The sequence below is a fragment of the Planktotalea frisia genome, assembly GCF_001890925.1.
Taxonomy (GTDB): Bacteria; Pseudomonadota; Alphaproteobacteria; order Rhodobacterales; family Rhodobacteraceae; genus Planktotalea; species Planktotalea frisia.
In genome coordinates this window covers 26141-44889 of sequence record NZ_MLCB01000117.1, presented here as the reverse complement: position 1 = coordinate 44889, position 18749 = coordinate 26141, and the positions used below count along the sequence as shown (strand labels likewise).

The following is an 18749-nucleotide window of genomic DNA, read 5'->3' as shown; positions in this document are numbered from 1 at the left end:
AGAAGCCCCAATCGTCAAACAGGTTCGCTAGATCTCAAAATGCACTCGGCCAAAGTCAGCCCAGAACACCCGCAACAAGCGCCATTGCCGCGGCAGCGGCTTCGTCCAAGTCCCGCATAGCAGACATCGATATTTCTTTAAAAAGTTACAGGTAATACAAGTTTGCTGTCGCAAACGGTGACTTTTGATATCGATCGAAAATACAAAAAAGCCGGCCATCTTACAATGTAGGAGGCTGGCCTTAGTTAGCTAAACAGTCTGTTTGGCACTTCAAAATAAAGTCGGTAGCGATGAGATCGCTTTATATTTCTCGGACACACCAGTCTCATCGCGATATGTGCTGGTATTGATTGACTGTGAGGCATCGCCACTTTCGACATGCCCCAGTAGATCAAACCGTGTGACTTCATGGATGCCTGGCTGATGAATGAGTTGATGGTTCACGTAATGCCGCAAGCTGTGCATGCACAATTTACGCGGGTTGCCATCTAACGTTAACCGCAAGGATTTGCGCCAGAAATCGTCCAAGCTATCGCCGATTTTTCCGGATGTTGCCTGCTTTGTATCTCGGCCTTTGTAACGAGCTTTCGGCAAAATGTCCGGAAACAACAGCTCATTAGGTGAGTTGCTTTGACTGTTTGCATGATCCAGCAACCCGAGCCCAATCAAGTGAGGGTGGATTGGGATGATCCGGTTTTTCTCGGCTCCCTCGGCTTCATTTTCGCCTTTAATCCCGCGATACCGATTGGATCGAATATGAAAGCAAGGAATGGCATCGATAGTCTCAATATCATCCCCCAGAAGGCCGGACACCTCAGCGCGTCGTGCGCCGGTGTATGCTAGGATAAGGGGCACCCAATAGCGTGAATCTTTGATGACTTTATTTCCGGACACATGCCTACGGCCTTCGCTTAGGCAGCCTTGCCATGCGGTATGATTAAACACGTATTGTAACTCATCAAACCTAAATACAGCACGTCGTTTATGAGCCGGAGTATTCGCTTTTGATTTTGGTTTGAGAAGGGTCACATCCAAGCCGATGGTTTGCTCGTGTCCCTCGGATTTTGCGCGTTTTAAGAGAAGTTCCACGGATTTAAGATGGCGGCGCATGGTCGTTGGCGATAAGCCGTTGTCCGAGGCAGGGTTGAGTTCTGATCTGGCCACAAGGGCCTTGATAGTCAGGTCTTGATCTTTGTCAGAACGTAGGAAGTTTTTCGGAACTTTGGCGAGTGCATCGCGATATTGGCTGAGATGGAACTGCTCAATAGCGGTGACGTCTACGATACCTGTCACCAGCGAGAACAGGCGCAGATCAGATGCACGTTGCCGAGCAACTCCTTCACTTAATTCATCTGTTGCCACCATGCGCCAATACACGGATGCGATGTCTGAGGTGTAGCCGGGCTTACTATTAGTTTTGGAGTTTTGGGCCGCCTCATGCATTTCAGAAAGCAAACGGATTGTTAAATTGTCCGGGGCTTGCCAAGGGGGGTGAGCTCCAGACGGTGCCGCCTTGTCCGGAGTTTTCTGCACGATCGGGGCATTGGCTTTAGATGTGATTTCTACCTGCGCACTTGTCTGAACCAGTGCCTGAGCCTCTTTTTGGTAGAGTTCCATGTTAGGGTTTGGCACGCCTTGCACGGCCCCAAGGGCTGCAAGTTTGGCATTCAAGTGAGCTTCTAAAATTTGACACTCATGCTCGCGGGAGTTCGAAACGTTGAGGTCGGTTCCAGTTGTCTTTACAAAGTCAGCTTCAAGCGCAGCGCGCCCTTCTTTAGAAGTCAATGCGCGGAACTCCCGATCGTAGAGGGCCATAACTGTTTCCAGATTCTCCTTGGTCCATTCTGGATTGATTGAACTTACCGGAAACGCTTTTTGCATGCCGCATTCAAGCATTGATTGCAGAACGACTTTACTCAGCTCCTCACGGATCTGATCTTGATCCGATGTGCGGCCAGTCATGCGTGCCATGCGAGTATTACGCTGCATTTCTTGAACAAACACGCGCAAACGTGCCGATGTGTAAGTTCTGATCAATTCCTCTGGCAGAGGAGGGTTGATGAAGATGAAGCCGTTCAACATAGACAAATACTCCGTTTGTACGTGCTGAATAATATAAAGGGCTTTTTTGAGCTCCTTACTACCCAATGAGATCATCAGGGGAGATGTTTTCTGTGGAAAACCAGAAATACGGCGACGAAAATAATAGGTGCCATCTTTGAGAAAGAGATATTGAGCACGAGCCATAATGAGCCCCTTTTGATTGGGGGCTGACAGAAGAGAATGATATAAATTCACCAAGAGGAGCGATGTCACGTGTTGTGTGACCTCTTGTGTAACCAAAACCCTAAGCAGTGTAAGATCCTACCGGACCTAATTTGCAAATGCGTTTGATATCAAACGCTTAAAGGGTGATTGGCTCCGGCGGTAGGGATCGAACCTACGACAAATTGATTAACAGTCAACTGCTCTACCGCTGAGCTACGCCGGATCACTTCGCGTGTATTAGCAATGCGCGTTTGCGGCGTCCAGAGGGATTTACGCGCAAAATGCGTTTTTCTTTGAATTATGCTTAGCGAAGTTTGAACAAGGCACCTTCATTTGGCACGCCTTCACGGGTGACAAGGTTTTTACCTTCTAGATCAATGAGATGCGCAAAGACGTTTCGGGTGGCGGCTGGGATCAGTGCTTTTGGTGTGTCTGTATATATCTCTTGCGCAAGGATGAGCGCCGGCTTGGGGCCGTGTTTGAGTTGCTCTAGAATCTGTTCCGCGCGAGCGTTGCGATGCGCGATGAGCCAGTCGATCCTCGCAATTGGTTCGGTGATGGGCGCGCCGTGCCCTGCATGCATGACCTGTGGATCAAGATCGCGAATTTTGACGCAAGACGCCATAAAATCGGTAAGATCACCGTCCGGTGGGGACACGAGCGAGCTCGCCCAGCCCATCACCAAATCACCGCAAAACAACGTGTTATCCCATGCAAAACACAGGTGGTTACCCATGTGTCCGGGGGTATGCAGAGCAGTGAGCGTTTGATCACCCGCGCTGAAAACCTCGCCGTCTTTCAACAAAATGTCTGGTGCGAAATCAGGATCGATCCCTTCGCCACCGCTGTTCATTCCTGCTTCCAAACAGGCAAGCATTGCATCGCTGCGACCCGCAGAGCTTGGCCCATAGGCAAGGACGGGCGCACCTGTGGCTTGTGACAGGGCTTTGGCCAGCGGGGAGTGATCAACATGCGAATGCGTGACGACGATATGAGTGATTTCTTGGTCTGAGCACGCTGACAAAAGCGCGTCCAAATGCGCTTGGCTTTCGGGCCCAGGGTCAATCACGGCGATTTGCTCTGCGCCAAGCAAATAGGTGTTCGTGCCACGATATGTCATCGGTGACGGGTTCGGTGCGAGGACGCGACGCAGATTCGGCGCAAGCGTTTCAGCACTGCCAATCGGCGGATTAAAGTCTGCTAGGTTCATCGCCTCTTTCCTCTCGAACGCGCTTATGCGTAGGTTATGACATGTCTTTCGCTTGGCTCAAACGCTATATGCCGCGCTCGCTTTATGGTCGTGCGGCGCTTATTCTGGTTCTTCCGGTTGTGACCTTGCAACTGGTCGTTTCCGTTGTGTTCATTCAACGCCATTTTGAGGGTGTGACCGAGCAAATGAGCCGCAGCGTTGCGCTTGAATTGCGCTATTTGCTCAACGAAATGCAAGGATTGCCGACACAGGCCAGCGCGCTGGATGACGTGCGTAATGTGTCGCGTAGTTTGCGCTACGATTTAGCATTTGTAGGAGAAGACCAAGTTCCTACTCAGAATTTGCGGCGCTGGTATGACTTTTCTGGCATTGTTGTCGTGCGCACGCTGAATGAAAATCTGCGAGAGATGCGTCGCGTTGAAATGCCGGATGATCATCGGATTACGGCATATGCGGATACTCAGTTGGGAATATTACGGATCGGGTTTGATCGCCCACGTGTTTCTGCGACGAATCCACATCAGCTATTGGTGAATATGGTATTTTTTGGCGTTCTGATGACCGTGATTGCTTATCTGTATCTGCGCAATCAGTTGCGTCCGATCACCCGTCTTGGGCGTGTCGCAGAAGCCTTTGGTCGCGGGCAAACGCTGCCCTATAGTGCCTCTGGCGCTGTAGAAGTGCGTGCGGCAGGCAATGCGTTTTTGTCCATGCGCGCGCGGATTGAGCGGCAGATTGAACAACGCACGATGATGCTCTCTGGTGTGAGTCACGACTTACGCACGCCTTTGACGCGGTTGAAGTTGGGCTTGTCGATGCTCGATGACGCGGATCGTGAACCGCTTGAGCGTGATGTGGAGGATATGCGTCGACTGCTCGACGAATTCCTGAGTTTTGCCAGTGGCAATGCGGAGGGGGAGCAGGAGTTGTGCGATCCACTGGCCATGATGCAAAGCGTCGCAGAAGACGCAGTACGGATGGGAACGGATGCGCGGATGTTGATTGAAGATGACGGTGCGCCTGTAATGCTCAACCCGATCTCTATTCGACGCGCGTTGGACAATCTGGTGGGCAATGCAGTGCGCTATGGAAATAGAGCGGAACTTTCAGTGTTACGCACTGAAAAGACTGTGGTTTTCAGAGTGGAAGACGACGGTCCGGGCCTCGAAGAAAGCCAGTATGGCTCAGCTGTAAAACCTTTTGTGCGTCTTGATCCAGCGCGCAATCAGGACAAGGGTACAGGCGTGGGGCTTGGCCTTGCGATTACCAATGACATTGCGCGCGCGCACGGTGGCAGCTTGCGGTTTTCAAAAAGCGAAAAGCTGGGTGGATTGCGTGCCGAAATCGTGATTGGAGCATAAAAAAGCCCCGCCGTTTGACAGGCAGGGCTTTGAATTTTTGTAACCTTACTGTGGTTAACGGTTTTCGATATCCGTATAGTTGCGCTCGGTCTCGCCAAGATAGAGCTGGCGAGGACGGCCAATTTTGTTCTGTGGATCTGCGATCATTTCTTTCCACTGGCTCACCCAACCAACTGTGCGCGAAACCGCAAAGATTGGTGTGAACATGGATGTTGGGAAGCCCATCGCCTCTAGAATGATGCCGGAATAGAAGTCCACATTAGGGAACAGTTTTTTGTCAGCGAAGTACGGATCGGCAAGGGCTGCTTTTTCCAACTCTTTCGCGACTTGAAGCGTCGGGTTGTTTTCAACGCCGAGCAGTTCAAGAACCTCATCCGCAGATTGCTTCATCACTGTCGCACGCGGGTCGAAGTTTTTGTAAACGCGGTGACCAAAACCCATGAGGCGGAAGTCATCATCCTTATCTTTCGCACGTGCGATGTATTCAGGAATGCGATCAACCGTGCCGATTTCGCGCAGCATTTCAAGGCAAGCTTGGTTCGCGCCACCGTGGGCAGGGCCCCAAAGACACGCGATGCCAGCCGCAATACATGCAAACGGGTTTGCACCGGAAGAGGAAGCCAAACGCACAGTCGACGTAGATGCGTTTTGCTCATGATCCGCGTGCAGTGTGAAGATACGATCCATCGCGCGGGCTAGAATCGGGTTCACTTCATAGTCTTCAGCAGGAACGGCAAAGCACATGCGTAAGAAGTTGGATGCATAATCCAGATCATTACGCGGATAAACGAACGGCTGTCCGATGGAATACTTGTACGCCCATGCCGCAATCGTTGGCATTTTCGCGATCAAACGGTGCGACGCGATCTCGCGCTGGCGCTCATCGTTTACGTCCGTGCTGTCGTGATAAAATGCAGACATTGCACCAACAACACCATTCATAATCGCCATCGGGTGTGCGTCGCGACGGAAACCACGGAAGAAGTTCACCATCTGCTCATGCAGCATTGTGTGTAGTGTGATCGTTTGCTCGAACTCTTCAAGCTCTGCCGCTTTCGGCAATTCACCGTAGAGCAGTAGGTAGCAAACTTCCAAGAAATGCGACTTCTCAGCGAGATGATTGATCGGGTAGCCACGGTGCAAAAGTTCACCCTTGCCGCCGTCAATGAAAGTTATTGTGCTGTCGCAGCTCGCCGTCGACGTAAAGCCCGGATCATATGTGAACACGCCTGCTTGCGCATAAAGCTTGCGGATGTCGAGGACATCAGGACCAGCGGTTGGCGAGTAGATCGGCAGTTCAACCGAAGTGTCATCGAAGCTCAGCGTTGCGCTGCGTTTGGCGGTATCAGACATATATTATCCCTTTTCAAATCTGCCCGACGCGCGGATCGCGTTCGGGTCCCGTGTAACTGTTGGGTCTTACCGAAGTCTTACCCGTTGTGGTTTGCCGCATCAGAAATACGAGCAAGGGATTCGTCTTTGCCCAAAACCAGCAACATATCGAATACGCTCGGTGTCACAGCACGACCAGAAAGTGCTGCGCGCAGAGGCCCTGCCATCTTGCCAAACTTGGTGCCGTTTGCTTCGGCAAAGTCTGCGGTTACGGTCTCTAAAGCGTCAAGGGTCCAGCTAGCATTTTGCAAATGCGGCGTCAACGCGTGCAGTATACCACGGGATACTGAATCTAGCGCCTTGCTTGCTTTCTGGTCTGGAAAGATTGGTCTATCAGCTAAGATAAATTCAGCCTTTTCAAGGAGTTCAGGGAACGTTTTTGCCCTTTCTTTCAAGCAAGCCATCGCTGCTGACAAAAGCAATATCTTTGGATCAGTCAGGGGTTCATCCGCGCGCGCGCTCAGAAACTCGAGTAATTCTTGCTGCAAAGCAGCATTATCTGCACTTGCGATATGCTGACCACAAAGATGTTCCAGTTTTTTCGTGTCAAAACGGGCAGGGGATTTGCCGATTCCACCCAGATCGAACCACTCTTTCGCCTGCGCATCGGAAAAGAACTCGTCATCGCCGTGGCTCCACCCCAGACGCGCGAGATAGTTGCGCATGCCCGCAGCAGGGTAGCCCATCAGTTGATATTCTTGCGCCCCCAGAGCGCCATGGCGTTTGGAGAGTTTCTTGCCATCAGGTCCATGAATCAGCGGGATATGCGCGAAAACGGGAACTTCCCAGCCCATCGCCTCGTAGACCATCATCTGACGCGCCGCGTTGCTAAGGTGATCATCTCCACGAATAACATGCGTGACACCCATGTCGTGATCATCAACGACAACGGCCAGCATATAAACAGGCGTGCCATCGGAGCGAAGCAAGATCATATCATCCAGCTGATCATGCCCGATTTTCACATCGCCCTGCACCTCATCGCGGATCACCATTGTGCCACCCTCAGGCGCGCGGACGCGGATCACGTATGGCAGATCAGGGTGTGTGCTTGCGTCCGCATCGCGCCAAGGGCTTCGATAAAGTGTTGATTTCCCCTCTGCACGCGCGGCCTCGCGAAAGGCTTCAATCTCGTCCTGAGTGGCGAAGCATTTGAACGCCTTGCCTGCCGCGAGCATCTCATTGGCCACTTCAGCATGACGATCCGCGCGCTCGAACTGGCTGATCACATCACCGTCGTAATCCAGGCCAAGCCATGCCATGCCATGCAAGATAGCAGCCGTCGCTTCGGGGTTGGAACGCGCGCGATCTGTGTCCTCGATGCGCAGCAAGAATTTTCCACCGCGACCACGTGCATAGAGCCAGTTGAACAAGGCCGTGCGCGCACCGCCGATATGAAGGTAGCCCGTGGGCGAGGGGGCAAAACGAGTGACAACATCAGCGGACATAGCGCGGTTAACCTTTCGGTAAGTATAAATTGGGTAGAGTTGCAAACCTGATAGCTTTGGAACCGCGCAAGGACAAGGACCCCAATGAGCCTCATCCGCGACATGCAAAGCGCGCTGAGCGCAGAGCTTGGCCAAGGCTTCCTGTTTGCGCCGGTTGTGTTTGGCATGGGGATTTTGTTGTTCTTTCAAATGGGCGCTGAGCCGCGAGCGGCTTTGGTCTGGGCGTCTTTCTTGGTCGGCTGCTTGAGCCTAGGTTTGGTTTTCCGCGGACCTGAGATCTTGCGGCCCGTTTTTTGGCTCACGGCTCTGGTGGCATTTGGGTTTGCCGCGGCTGCATGGCGCAGCACGCAGGTGGCGGCCCCTGTTTTGAACTGGCGCTATTATGGCCCCGTAGAAGGGCGCGTGATTGGATTGGATCGCTCTGCTTCTGGTGCTTTACGGGTGACTTTGGACCGTGTGACTTTGGCGCGAATGTCCCCACGCGAAACTCCTGCACGCGTGCGCATTTCGCTATATGGATCTTATGCAGAGCAAAGGCCCTCAGCGGGTGCGCGTGTCATTACAACGGCGCATCTATCGCCCCCGTCGGGCCCCGCAGAGCCGGGCGGTTTCGACTTTCAGCGGCATGCTTGGTTTACGCAAACGGGCGGTGTCGGATATACGCGTGTGCCTTTGCTTTTGGCGGCGTATCCCTCTGACGCATTTAGCTTTTTCAAGTTACGCCTCGCTCTATCGGACAAGGTCACGCAACATTTGAACGGTCAAACAGGAGCGTTTGCATCCGCTTTGATGACAGGCGATCGCAGCGGGTTGAGTCAAGAAACTTTGCATGATTTACGTCATAGTAACCTTGCGCATTTACTCGCGATTTCGGGGCTTCATATGGGGCTCTTGGTGGGCTTTGTCTTTGCTGCGTTACGCTTTGGTTTGTCGCTCATTCCAGCACTCGCGACGGGCAGCATGGTGAAAAAACTGGCCTCGGTCGGCGGACTGATTGCGGCTGCCGGATACTTGGGGCTATCGGGCAGTTCCGTTGCGACGGAGCGCGCGTTTGTGATGGCGGCAGTCGCTTTGAGCGCGGTGATGCTCGAGCGCCGCGCGATCAGTTTGCGTGCTGTGGCCTTAGCGGCGATGATCATCTTGCTGAGACGCCCAGAGGCGATTACGGGGCCTGGGTTTCAGATGTCGTTCGCGGCAACAACAGCGCTTGTTGTTGTGTTCAACGCGTTGAGTCAGCGCAATGCGGGCAAGCCACCAAAGAGTTTCCTTTGGAATTTGGTCTCGGGCACGGTCATTTCGTCCGCAGTCGCAGGCTTGGCGACCTTGCCCATCGCAGCGGCGCATTTCAACAATATCGCGCAATTCGGATTGATCGCAAACCTATTGTCGGTGCCGCTTATGGGCATATGGGTGATCCCTTTGGCCGTGCTCGCGATCTGTTTTCTACCCTTTGGATTGGAATGGATGCCGTTGCGCGCGATGGGGTGGGGGCTCGATTGGATCTTGGGCGTGGCGCATGAAGTCTCGCATTGGGAGGGCGCGATCAACAAAGTGCCTGCGCCACCCTCTTGGGCACTTTTTGCGCTGTGCTTGGGATTGCTCGCGCTTGCTTTGATGGCCACGCGCGCGCGGTTTGTTGGACTGGTGCCGATTTGCTTGGCTCTTTTTGGCTGGGTCACAGTTGAGCGCCCAGATGTCCTCATTTCGGACACGGGTGTTTTGGTGGGTGTTTTGAAAGACCAAGGTCGTGTGTTGAGCAAGGACAAGGGATCAGGGTTTGTCGCAAGCGTTTGGTTGGAAAATGACGGTGACGCGCGCTTTCAGAAGGTTGCAGCGTTGGGTTGGCCAAAAGATCGCATGATACAATTAGGCACGGGGCAGGTTCATGCCGCATCAGGCAAACGCGGGCTGCGCGCGTTCACTGGGTGCAATGCTGCTGACATTGTTGTTTTTTCTGAGAAATTTGAGGGGGCAGTAAATTGCACTGTGTTCGATCAAACCCGTCTGCGCGAAACGGGTAGCGTCGCGGTCAAGCTGTTGGACGACGGTACGTTAGACATAAAAACGGCCCGCCAAATGGCAGGCCGTCGAGTGTGGAATGACAAAGCGCTGCGTAAACAGCGTTTTGATTTCTAGTAGCTGCGGATCAAGCCAACCAAACGCCCTTGGACCTTCACCTGCTCATGCGCGAAGAAACGTGTCTCGTAAGCGGGGTTGGCCGCTTCCAAAGCGATGGTTGTTCCGTTGCGGTGAAAACGCTTGAGCGTGGCTTCCTGATCTTCGACCAAGGCGACAACTATATCGCCATTGTCCGCCGTATTGGTTTCGCGGATCACAACAGTATCACCATCGTTGATTCCTGCGTCGATCATGGAATCGCCTTTAACTTCAAGGGCATAGTGCTCTCCTGGACCAGAGAGCATCTGGCTGGGAACCGCCACATTGTGCGAAGCATGCGCGATAGCTTCAATCGGGACACCCGCCGCGATCTGGCCCATAACAGGCAACTCAACGGCTTGGACGGCTTCTACAGCCATCGCACCGCGTGGCGCGGGAACGTCAGGTTTACCGCCTTCAACAACACGCGGCACAAAGCCCGCAGGGGACATGCCCATGCTGTCAGGAAGCTTCACGATTTCGATCGCTCGCGCACGGTGGGCAAGGCGGCGAATAAAACCGCGCTCTTCCAAAGCCGTGATCAAGCGGTGGATGCCAGATTTAGAACGCAAATCCAGCGCTTCTTTCATCTCATCAAACGAAGGGGGAACACCGTTCCGCTGCATGCGTTTATTGATAAACTCTAGCAAATCGAGCTGTTTTTTGGTCAGCATCTCTGCATCCTCCGGCTGTGCAGTTTTGCTTTGTTCTATCGATGTTCTTGTTTTGTGTCAACTATTTGTTCAGCTCCGTTAAAGAGGAACAAACGCGACATCCTCGCCCGCTTGTTTCGCAGGGTCATGCGGTGGGCGCAGCAACAACGCGTTGGCCTCCGCCAGTACGGTTAACAAAGCGCTGTCTTGACGCTCGAACGGGGTGATGATGCCATCTTCGATGCGCGCGCGCATATAGTGTGCACGTGGTCCATTTATGGGCATTTCTGTCTTGAGCTTGGCATGTCTTTGGGGGGCGGGGGCCATGCCCAACCCAAGCATCGCGCGCACAACAGGAATAACGAAAATAGTACCGCAAACCATTGCAGAGACTGGATTCCCCGGCAAACCAATCATTGCGGCATTCCCCAATTTGCCCGCCATAAGGGGTTTACCCGGACGCATGGCAACTTTGTAAAACGAACGTTGCATGCCCAGTTCTTGGGTGATCCCCGCAACGAGGTCATGATCCCCGACAGAAGCTCCACCTATGGTTAATATCAGATCCGCACCTTGAGCGAGCGCAAAGGCGGTGCGCAAGGCGGGCGCGGTGTCATGAGCGATGGGGAGTACGCGCACCTTTGCACCGCTCGCTTGCAACATAGCCTTAAGGCCGAAGGTGTTAGAAGCGATGATTTGATCGTCGCTGGGAATTTCACCGGGCATCACCAGTTCCGACCCTGTCGAAATAATCGCCACTTCCGGTTGGCGCGTCACGCTTACGTTTGCGATATTCATAGAAGCGAGCAAAGCAATCAACTGCGGTGTCAAAACCTGCGGCGCATCAAGTGTTTGTCCGGTTTTGAAATCTGCGCCAGCTGGGCGAATATAGCTTTTCGTCTCACTTGTTTCGCGGATGGTGATCTGGCGACCAATCGCGTCAATGTCCTCTTGGATCACGATCCAATCGGCACCAGTGGGCACCGGCGCGCCAGTGAAGATACGAACCGCTTCCCCTTCGAATATTTTGTACTCAAAACGCGCACCAGCTGCGGCTTCACCAATCACCTTAAGAGTGCGACCCACCTGATAATCGCTCTTATGGATCGCATATCCATCCATCGCAGAGGCAGGAAAGGGGGGCTGGTCGCGCCTGGCCGACACCGGCTTTGCCAACGTGCGACCATGGGCAGAGGCGAGCGCAACAGCTTCGCTCTCAAGCGGTTCAACAAGCTCAAAAAGCTGTTCTAACGCTTGTTCAACAGAGATCATTTCGCTTCAAAGCGGCCGGATTTTCCGCCGTCTTTCAAAGTGACATGAATGCCGCCAATCTCCATCGTTTTGTCCACGGCTTTTATCATGTCATAAACGGTCAAAGCAGCGGTGCTGACGGCGGTGAGGGCTTCCATTTCGACGCCTGTTTGGCCTGTGGTTTTGACCGTTGCGCTGATTTGCACACCGGGGAGTGCAGCGTCGAGCTCGAGATCAAGCGCGACCTTTGCGATAGGCAGAGGATGGCACAAAGGGATCAAATCAGGCGTCTTTTTCGCGCCCATAATGCCGGCAAGCTGCGCGACGCTGAGCACATCGCCTTTTTTCGCGCGGCCTGAGGAAATGATCTCAAACGCTTCAGTACTCATACGCACCCAACCCGTCGCAGTGGCAACGCGCGATGTTATCTCTTTTTCAGAGACGTCGACCATATGCGCTTCGCCTTTGGCGTTGAAATGGGTCAGTCCGCTCATGCGCCCATTCCTGCACTAGATGCGGGAATTGTAAGCAATGCGCGCGTGGCGCTTTCGACATCCTCCTGGCGCATCAGGCTTTCGCCAATCAAGAAAGTGCGCGCGCCATAACGCGCCATATCAGCGAGGTCTGCGGGGGTGAACAATCCGCTCTCGGAAATGATCAGGCGATCCTCAGGGACCATGCGGCTTAACTCACGTGTGGTGTCCAGTGAGGTCTCGAACGTCTTAAGGTTACGGTTGTTGATGCCCATCAGTGGCGATTTTAGTGCAGAAGCGCGTTCCAGCTCTGCGGCGTCATGAACCTCGAGCAAAACATCCATGCCCCATTCAAATGCGCAGGCTTCCAACTCTGCCGCTTGGGCGTCAGAAACAGAGGCGAGAATGATCAAAATGCAATCTGCCCCAAGCGCGCGGGCCTCGGCGACTTGGTAGGTGTCATACATAAAATCTTTGCGCAAAGCGGGCAGTGCCACGGCATCGCGTGCAGCGGTAAGGAAAGATTTGGCACCTTGAAAGCTTGGGGTGTCTGTGAGGACTGACAAACAGGTTGCGCCGCCTTTTTCATACGCTTGCGCGAGGGAGGCAGGGTCGAAGTCTTCGCGGATCAACCCTTTGGAAGGCGAGGCTTTCTTGACCTCAGCGATCAAGCCATACCCTTCACGCGAAGCACGCATCAAAGCGTCCGCAAAGCCGCGGGTCGGGCTGGCTGCGCGGGCCTCAGATTCGACGGCCTCGAGCGGTTTGGCCGCTTTGTCAGCAATGATTTCTTCGAGTTTATACGCTTTGATGCGATCTAGAGCGGTTTGCGTCATGTCGGTGTCCTATCAATAGGGCGTGATTTTTCGACGAAAAATCGGGGTTACGCTTGGGTTGCTGCCGCGAGCGCTTCAATCTTAGCTTTGGCGGCACCGCTATCAATGCTCTCGCGTGCCAATTCTGCACCTGCTTTAAGATCGCTCACTTTGCCAGCCACCAGCAAGGCCGCCGCACTGTTGAGCAATACAGCATCGCGATACGCATTCTGCTCACCATCCAAAAGCGCACGGAACGCGACGCCGTTTTCTTCAGGCGTACCGCCCATGATGTGCTCGAACGGATGCTCTTGCAGACCTGCATCACTCGGCAGCACTTCGAATTCACTGATCTCACCATCTTTGAGTGCCGCCACCCAAGAGACACCCGCGATGCTGAGTTCATCCGTGCCATCGCTGCCATGTACGAGCCATGCGGCCTCTGATCCAAGCTGGCCCAAGATTTCGGCCATCGGGCGGATCAAGTCACGGCGATAGGCACCGGTCAGCTGGCGTTTCACACCTGCAGGATTGGTCAAAGGGCCAAGAATATTAAAGATGGTGCGCGTCCCAAGCTCTGCGCGCGTAGGCATCACATGACGCGTTGCGGGATGGTGCATGGGGGCCATCATAAACGCGATGCCGCAGTTGGCGAGTGCGGCTTCCACCACATCAACACCGACCATAACGTCAATGCCCATCTGGCCAAGCGCGTCCGCAGCGCCCGATTTCGAACTCAAATTGCGATTGCCGTGTTTCGCCACTGGCACGCCCGCACCAGCAACAACAAACGCGGTCGCGGTCGAGATGTTAAGTGTTCCTTTACCGTCACCGCCTGTGCCAACGATATCCATTGCACCAGCGGGGGCTTTTACCGCGTTGCATTTCGCGCGCATCACAGAGGCGGCAGCGGCATATTCATCCACCGTTTCACCGCGCGTCCGCATCGCCATCAGCAATCCACCGATCTGGCTCGGGGTGGCTTCGCCCGTAAACAGGATTTCAAAGGCGGCTTCTGCCTCAGAGCGCGTCAAAGCACGATCCGCAGCAGCATCAATCAGGGGTTTTAGCGCGTCGCTCATGCGGGAACCTTCATCGTCTTGAGGAAATTTTTCAACATCGCATGCCCATGTTCAGAGCGAATGGATTCAGGATGGAACTGCACGCCGTGGATCGGCAGATCTGCGTGCTCTAATCCCATGATGGTGCCATCGTCTAGTTCAGCGGTGATCTTGAGTGAATTGGGCAAACTTGCGCGATCCACCACCAACGAATGATACCGGGTCGCTGCAAACGGGCTTGGGATGTCTTCGAACAAGCCCGAGTTCGTGTGTTTGATCTGACCCATCTTGCCGTGCACAATCTCGTGGCAGCGCACGACCTGCCCACCAAAGGCTTCTCCTATGGTTTGATGCCCTAGACACACGCCCATAAGCGGTGTTTTCGTCTCGGCCGCCAAACGCACCATTTCAAGACAAATCCCAGCCTGAGCCGGCGCTTTTGGACCCGGAGAGAGCAAAACACCCGCAGGATCAAGCGCCATCGCTTCCGCCGCGCTCATCGCGTCATTGCGGATCACTTTCACATCTGCGCCAAGCTCGCCCAGATAATGAACGAGGTTATATGTAAAGCTGTCGTAATTATCGATCAAAAGCAGCATGAAATCTCTCAAGCAATCCCAAATAGCGCGCAAAGCGGGCACAGTTGGCACATACATGTTCAGGTCAGTGGGCAAGGGTCAAGAGGCCCCTTGTCTTGCGCCCCTCAAAGGGTCAAACTTGCCACCAAAATGAGCATAGCGGTTAAGGCGGGCATATTGTGGCAAAAGGTGCGTTTTCAGGAGTGATTTGGGGGGCTGCCGTTGCAGTCGCTGGCGCGGGTGGATTGTCGTTAGCTTATCCTGACTTCAAGCCGGGGGCTGCTTCAAACGATGCGATGGTCGCAAAACCAGATATGGTCGAACCTTCTGAAGTGGTTGAGACTGAAACCGCGCCTGTGGAAAATTCCGCTGCTTCTGAAGACGACGCGATGGCAAGCACGGAGCCTGTTGCCGAAGAAATGGCGCCAGTAGCAGACGAACCTGAGATCGCCGCGCCAGAGGATGCCCAGCCAGAGATTACCCAGACAGATGCTGATGTGACTGACACGGATGTTGCTGAAACGGATGAACCTGCGGTGGAAGAAGCAGAGACAGCGCAAGCAGACGACGAGGTGTTTGATCCAACCGTTGAGCCAGAGCCGCGCGCGGAACCCACTGCCGAAGCAGAGCCAGAGGTCGCAAGCGAGCCAGAAGCGGAACCCGAAGCCGCGCCAGTAGAACCTTTGCAAGCTGCCGAAACACCTACAGAAGAACTGAGCGAGGAAGAGACCGCCAATGCGCAAACCTCTGAAAGTATCACAGATGAAATCATTGCAGCGCTTCCCAAACCCGAGGGTACGGTTGGCGATCTCGCGCCTGCTGTAACGACAGGTCGTCTTCCGACATTGTCCAACGACGATGATGGTGATGCGGATGCAGCTGCGCCAAGCGCCGTCGCGCCACCGCCTTTTGAGCGTTTTGCTTCTACATTCCAGATTGAGGGCGACAAGCCACGCATGGCGATTGTGTTGATCGACACGGGCGATGGAAATCTCGGTGTCGAAGCTTTGGAGTCTTTCCCTTATCCGTTGACATTTGCGGTCGATACCAGCCAGCCCAATGCGACGGACCGGATGAAGATCTACCGCGACAAAGGGTTTGAAGTGCTGGCACTTGTGGACATGCCACGCGGCGCAACGCCGTCAGATGTGGAAGTCGCGATGAGCGCGCATTTGGCAGCCGTTCCCGAAGCCGTTGGCATCTTGGAGGGTGTGGAAACGGGTGTGCAAACGAGCCGTGAAATGGCGGATCAACTCACTCAAATCATCTTGGCCAGTGGTCACGGTATGCTTTTGCAAAAGAGCGGACTGAACACGGCGCGCAAACTCGCAGAGCGCGAAGGCATCCCTGCTGGAACGGTTTTTCGCGACTTTGACGGCAACGGACAATCCGCCAGTGTGATGCGTCGCTTCTTGGATCAAGCTGCGTTTCGCGCGGGCCAAGAGGGGGGCGTTGTGATGATGGGGCGTTTGCAGGCAGAAACGATCTCTGCACTGCTGATCTGGGGTCTTGCGGACCGCGCCAGCCGTGTCGCTTTGGTGCCTGTCAGCAAAGTCTTGAAACAGGACGATGCGCCCGAAGGTTAACGCGGGTTACAATTGATCCGCGAAACGCTCGGCGCGCGCGCGCATGTCCGCATCTGGGTTAACCTCGGTCACCAATTTTTCGCAATCTTCCTGGAAACCGGTTTTTTCAGTCTCAGACGCGTTGCGTACGGCCCATATGCAATAGCCTAAAGCGGCATGTTTTGACGACCATGGAAAGCGCGCTTTGATGATCAATTGCGCGATGTTCTTGCCCGCTTTGGGGTAGTTCCCTTTCACACCTTGCAAATAAAAACTGTAAGCAGTGAGTTGGTCCATATGCACGCCGTAGCCTTCCTCGTGCATAACGCCTAAGTCATTGAAGGCACTTGGATATCCGCGAGATGCGGCCTCAGTATAAAGGACACGCGCGCGGATTCAATTTTCTTCTCGCCCACGTCCTTTGACATAAGCGTGCGCAAGGTTCGTCGTGCCGATAACATCACCGGCTTTGTGACCTTTTTCATACCAATAGGCGGCTTGTTCATGGTTGGCTGGTTCAGCGGTTTCTTGCAAGCGTCCCAATGCGGTCATTGCGGGGCCGTAGCCTTGATCCGCTGCGCTTTGAAATTCCTTGGCCGCACGGATGCGATCTATTTCGAATGGCTCTGACCCTTCCGCAAAGAGCGTCCCAAGATTGAAAAATGCGCGTACTTCACCTGCTTTTGCAGCTTGTTCAAAGAGTTCCACAGCTTTGCTTGTGTCCTGCTCCACGCCATGACCATCCTGATACGCCGCACCCAGAATATTCAGCGCCATCGCGTTGCCTGCGTCGGCACCCTCTTGGATCACCTTCAAGGCATCATTGTAATCGCCAGCAATATAGGCGAGCCGCGCAGCAGCTATATCGTCTTGAGTGGGGGCACCATAGGCAACAGGGGCCGCAAGAGCGGCAAGCAAAGCGAGTGAAATCAAGCGCATAAGAAAATCCTCATTTGTATAATGAGGGGAGTTTAACGCAGAATGTCTGGTTTCAAAGCAAAACTCTTAGGAGTTGCCGTTGCCCGTAAAACGGCTCGCGTCTTCAGCGGCCTTCCGGATTGCGCCACTCTTGTGCACCGTCTCCATATATTCCGCTTCAGGGTCGCTGTCATAGACCACGCCGCCGCCCGCTTGGATGTAGAGCTTTTCGTCCTTCACCACCGCTGTGCGCAGGGCGATGCACATGTCCATATCGCCGCCCGCAGAAAAATATCCGCAACCGCCGCCATAAATGCCGCGCTTTTCAGGCTCCAACTCGTCAATGATCTCCATTGCGCGCACCTTTGGTGCACCGGAAACTGTGCCCGCAGGCATACCCGCGAAGAACGCACTGAGCGCGTCTTCGTCTTCATGCAATTCGCCCACTACATTGGACACGATATGCATGACGTGAGAATACCGCTCCACGATGAATTCTTCCGTGGGGCGTACTGTGCCAATCTTGGCGACCTTGCCCACATCGTTGCGGCCCAGATCGAGCAGCATTAGGTGTTCTGCCAGCTCTTTCTCGTCGGCGAGCAAGTCTGCTTCCAAAGCGTTGTCTTCCTCAGGTGTCGCGCCGCGTTTGCGGGTGCCTGCGATCGGGCGGATGGTCACTTCATTGCCGAACACGCGCACGAGGATTTCGGGGGATGCACCGACCACCTGAAAGCCGCCAAAGTTGAAATAGAACATGAAGGGCGACGGGTTCGTGCGTCGCAAAGAACGGTACAAAGCAAATGGTGGCTGTTTGAATTCCTGGCACCAACGCTGGGACGGCACCACCTGAAAGATGTCACCCGCTTTGATGTATTCTTTCGCCTTATCGACCGCGCTCAAATACCCTTCATGCGTAAAATTGCTCACGGGGGCAGGGGCGTCCTGTGCATCGCCAAGATCACGAGTTGCGGCAGGCATCGGGCGTTCGAGATCGCGCACAGCGTCCATCACGCGTTCGCCTGCTTGCGCATAAGCTGCGCGCGCAGATTGCCCGTCGCTGACCCATGCGGGGGAAACAACTGTGACTTCGCCTTTGACACCATCAAGCACCGCAACCACGGAAGGGCGCAGCATAATTGCATCTGGCACGCCAAGGACATCGGGATTTACATCTGGCAAGTGTTCAACGTGGCGGATCATATCGTAGCCGAGATAGCCAAAAAGCCCCGCCGCCGCTTGGGGCAGGTCTGCGGGCAGATCAATGTGGCTCTCAGCGATCAGCGCGCGCAACGCATCGAGCGGCGCTTGCTCCATCGCTACGAACGCATCACTGTCATAGCGCGCCATGCGGTTGAGCGAGGCGGTTTCTCCTTCGGAACGCCAGATCAAATCCGGCTTCATTCCGATGATCGAGTAACGCCCACGTATTTCACCGCCCGTCACAGATTCAAGAACAAACGCGTCCTTTTGCGCCCCCGTCAGCTTGAGCATCAGCGACACAGGCGTGTCCAGATCAGCCGCGAGCCGCGTGTAGACGACCTGATTTTCACCGGCTTCATAGGCTTTGGCGAAATCGTTGAAAGAGGGGACCAGCGCCAT

Annotated in this window: 16 protein-coding genes and 1 tRNA gene; 3 read left to right on the top strand and 14 right to left on the bottom strand. The window is 54.2% G+C overall.

Annotated elements, in window-relative coordinates; translation table 11 throughout:
- Positions 1-270: 270 nt before the first annotated feature.
- From PFRI_RS08140 to PFRI_RS08130, 3 genes are all read right to left on the bottom strand, one after another.
- Positions 271-2247: a site-specific integrase gene (locus PFRI_RS08140; RefSeq protein WP_072630207.1), complete on the bottom strand. Its 1977-nt coding sequence runs from the start codon at positions 2245-2247 to the stop codon at positions 271-273.
- 169 nt (positions 2248-2416) lie between these two features.
- Positions 2417-2491: transfer RNA gene (locus tag PFRI_RS08135), tRNA-Asn, on the bottom strand.
- Positions 2492-2572: 81 nt separating this feature from the next.
- Positions 2573-3478 (bottom strand): MBL fold metallo-hydrolase, encoded by a 906-nt coding sequence (locus PFRI_RS08130; RefSeq protein WP_072630206.1) that lies wholly within the window; start codon positions 3476-3478, stop codon positions 2573-2575.
- Between the two features lie 41 nt (positions 3479-3519).
- Here PFRI_RS08130 and PFRI_RS08125 point away from each other — a divergent pair, with 41 nt between their 5' ends.
- Positions 3520-4839, top strand: a complete 1320-nt coding sequence (locus PFRI_RS08125) for an ATP-binding protein (protein WP_072630205.1) — start codon at positions 3520-3522, stop codon at positions 4837-4839.
- A 54-nt stretch (positions 4840-4893) separates the two neighbouring features.
- Here the strand turns inward: PFRI_RS08125 and gltA are convergent, their stop codons facing one another.
- Positions 4894-6192 (bottom strand): citrate synthase, encoded by a 1299-nt coding sequence (gene gltA / locus PFRI_RS08120; protein ID WP_072630204.1) that lies wholly within the window; start codon positions 6190-6192, stop codon positions 4894-4896.
- A gap of 77 nt (positions 6193-6269) precedes the next feature.
- Positions 6270-7679: a glutamate--tRNA ligase gene (gene gltX, locus PFRI_RS08115; protein ID WP_072630203.1), complete on the bottom strand. Its 1410-nt coding sequence runs from the start codon at positions 7677-7679 to the stop codon at positions 6270-6272.
- Positions 7680-7763: 84 nt separating this feature from the next.
- On the opposite strand from gltX, the gene PFRI_RS08110 reads away from it, so the two are divergent.
- Positions 7764-9815, top strand: a complete 2052-nt coding sequence (locus PFRI_RS08110; RefSeq protein ID WP_072630202.1) for a ComEC/Rec2 family competence protein — start codon at positions 7764-7766, stop codon at positions 9813-9815.
- Here PFRI_RS08110 and lexA read toward each other — a convergent pair.
- The 6 genes from lexA to PFRI_RS08080 all read right to left on the bottom strand — a co-directional run bounded on the left by lexA (position 9812) and on the right by PFRI_RS08080 (position 14688).
- Positions 9812-10510 (bottom strand): transcriptional repressor LexA, encoded by a 699-nt coding sequence (gene lexA, locus PFRI_RS08105; RefSeq protein WP_072630201.1) that lies wholly within the window; start codon positions 10508-10510, stop codon positions 9812-9814. The genes PFRI_RS08110 and lexA overlap by 4 nt on opposite strands.
- Before the next feature lie 78 nt (positions 10511-10588).
- Complete coding sequence (locus tag PFRI_RS08100) at positions 10589-11761, bottom strand: molybdopterin molybdotransferase MoeA (protein WP_072630200.1); 1173 nt, start codon at positions 11759-11761, stop codon at positions 10589-10591.
- Positions 11758-12234, bottom strand: coding sequence for a cyclic pyranopterin monophosphate synthase MoaC (moaC, locus tag PFRI_RS08095; RefSeq protein ID WP_072630199.1), 477 nt, complete (start codon positions 12232-12234; stop codon positions 11758-11760). Before moaC ends, PFRI_RS08100 begins: the two co-directional genes overlap by 4 nt.
- Positions 12231-13049, bottom strand: a complete 819-nt coding sequence (trpC, locus tag PFRI_RS08090; RefSeq protein ID WP_072630198.1) for an indole-3-glycerol phosphate synthase TrpC — start codon at positions 13047-13049, stop codon at positions 12231-12233. Before trpC ends, moaC begins: the two co-directional genes overlap by 4 nt.
- Positions 13050-13096: 47 nt before the next feature.
- Positions 13097-14110, bottom strand: a complete 1014-nt coding sequence (gene trpD / locus PFRI_RS08085) for an anthranilate phosphoribosyltransferase (RefSeq protein ID WP_072630197.1) — start codon at positions 14108-14110, stop codon at positions 13097-13099.
- Entirely contained in the window at positions 14107-14688 is a 582-nt protein-coding gene (locus tag PFRI_RS08080) for an anthranilate synthase component II (RefSeq protein ID WP_072630209.1), read from the bottom strand. The genes trpD and PFRI_RS08080 overlap by 4 nt, the downstream gene beginning before the upstream one ends.
- A 158-nt stretch (positions 14689-14846) precedes the next feature.
- Here PFRI_RS08080 and PFRI_RS08075 point away from each other — a divergent pair, with 158 nt between their 5' ends.
- The gene (locus PFRI_RS08075; protein ID WP_072630196.1) at positions 14847-16253 is read left to right on the top strand and encodes a divergent polysaccharide deacetylase family protein; all 1407 of its coding nucleotides are present in this window, start codon (positions 14847-14849) and stop codon (positions 16251-16253) included.
- A gap of 6 nt (positions 16254-16259) precedes the next feature.
- On the opposite strand, the gene PFRI_RS08070 is transcribed toward PFRI_RS08075, so the two are convergent.
- The 3 genes from PFRI_RS08070 to trpE form a co-directional block, all read right to left on the bottom strand.
- Positions 16260-16556: a hypothetical protein gene (locus PFRI_RS08070; RefSeq protein ID WP_072630195.1), complete on the bottom strand. Its 297-nt coding sequence runs from the start codon at positions 16554-16556 to the stop codon at positions 16260-16262.
- A gap of 72 nt (positions 16557-16628) precedes the next feature.
- Positions 16629-17171 carry a tetratricopeptide repeat protein gene (locus PFRI_RS08065; protein WP_072630194.1) on the bottom strand — a complete coding sequence of 181 codons (543 nt, stop codon included), beginning with the start codon at positions 17169-17171 and terminating at the stop codon, positions 16629-16631.
- A 66-nt stretch (positions 17172-17237) separates the two neighbouring features.
- A complete protein-coding gene (gene trpE / locus PFRI_RS08060) occupies positions 17238-18749 on the bottom strand; it encodes an anthranilate synthase component I (RefSeq protein WP_072630193.1) in 1512 nt (503 codons plus the stop codon).

Coding starts and splice junctions, on each gene's coding strand:
- PFRI_RS08140 (WP_072630207.1), bottom strand. CDS start 2,247: ATGGCTCGTGCTCAATATCTCTTTCTCAAAGATGGCACCTATTATTTT.
- PFRI_RS08130 (WP_072630206.1), bottom strand. CDS start 3,478: ATGAACCTAGCAGACTTTAATCCGCCGATTGGCAGTGCTGAAACGCTT.
- PFRI_RS08125 (WP_072630205.1), top strand. CDS start 3,520: ATGTCTTTCGCTTGGCTCAAACGCTATATGCCGCGCTCGCTTTATGGT.
- gltA (WP_072630204.1), bottom strand. CDS start 6,192: ATGTCTGATACCGCCAAACGCAGCGCAACGCTGAGCTTCGATGACACT.
- gltX (WP_072630203.1), bottom strand. CDS start 7,679: ATGTCCGCTGATGTTGTCACTCGTTTTGCCCCCTCGCCCACGGGCTAC.
- PFRI_RS08110 (WP_072630202.1), top strand. CDS start 7,764: ATGAGCCTCATCCGCGACATGCAAAGCGCGCTGAGCGCAGAGCTTGGC.
- lexA (WP_072630201.1), bottom strand. CDS start 10,510: ATGCTGACCAAAAAACAGCTCGATTTGCTAGAGTTTATCAATAAACGC.
- PFRI_RS08100 (WP_072630200.1), bottom strand. CDS start 11,761: ATGATCTCTGTTGAACAAGCGTTAGAACAGCTTTTTGAGCTTGTTGAA.
- moaC (WP_072630199.1), bottom strand. CDS start 12,234: ATGAGCGGACTGACCCATTTCAACGCCAAAGGCGAAGCGCATATGGTC.
- trpC (WP_072630198.1), bottom strand. CDS start 13,049: ATGACGCAAACCGCTCTAGATCGCATCAAAGCGTATAAACTCGAAGAA.
- trpD (WP_072630197.1), bottom strand. CDS start 14,110: ATGAGCGACGCGCTAAAACCCCTGATTGATGCTGCTGCGGATCGTGCT.
- PFRI_RS08080 (WP_072630209.1), bottom strand. CDS start 14,688: ATGCTGCTTTTGATCGATAATTACGACAGCTTTACATATAACCTCGTT.
- PFRI_RS08070 (WP_072630195.1), bottom strand. CDS start 16,556: ATGCACGAGGAAGGCTACGGCGTGCATATGGACCAACTCACTGCTTAC.
- PFRI_RS08065 (WP_072630194.1), bottom strand. CDS start 17,171: ATGCGCTTGATTTCACTCGCTTTGCTTGCCGCTCTTGCGGCCCCTGTT.
- trpE (WP_072630193.1), bottom strand. CDS start 18,749: ATGGCGCTGGTCCCCTCTTTCAACGATTTCGCCAAAGCCTATGAAGCC.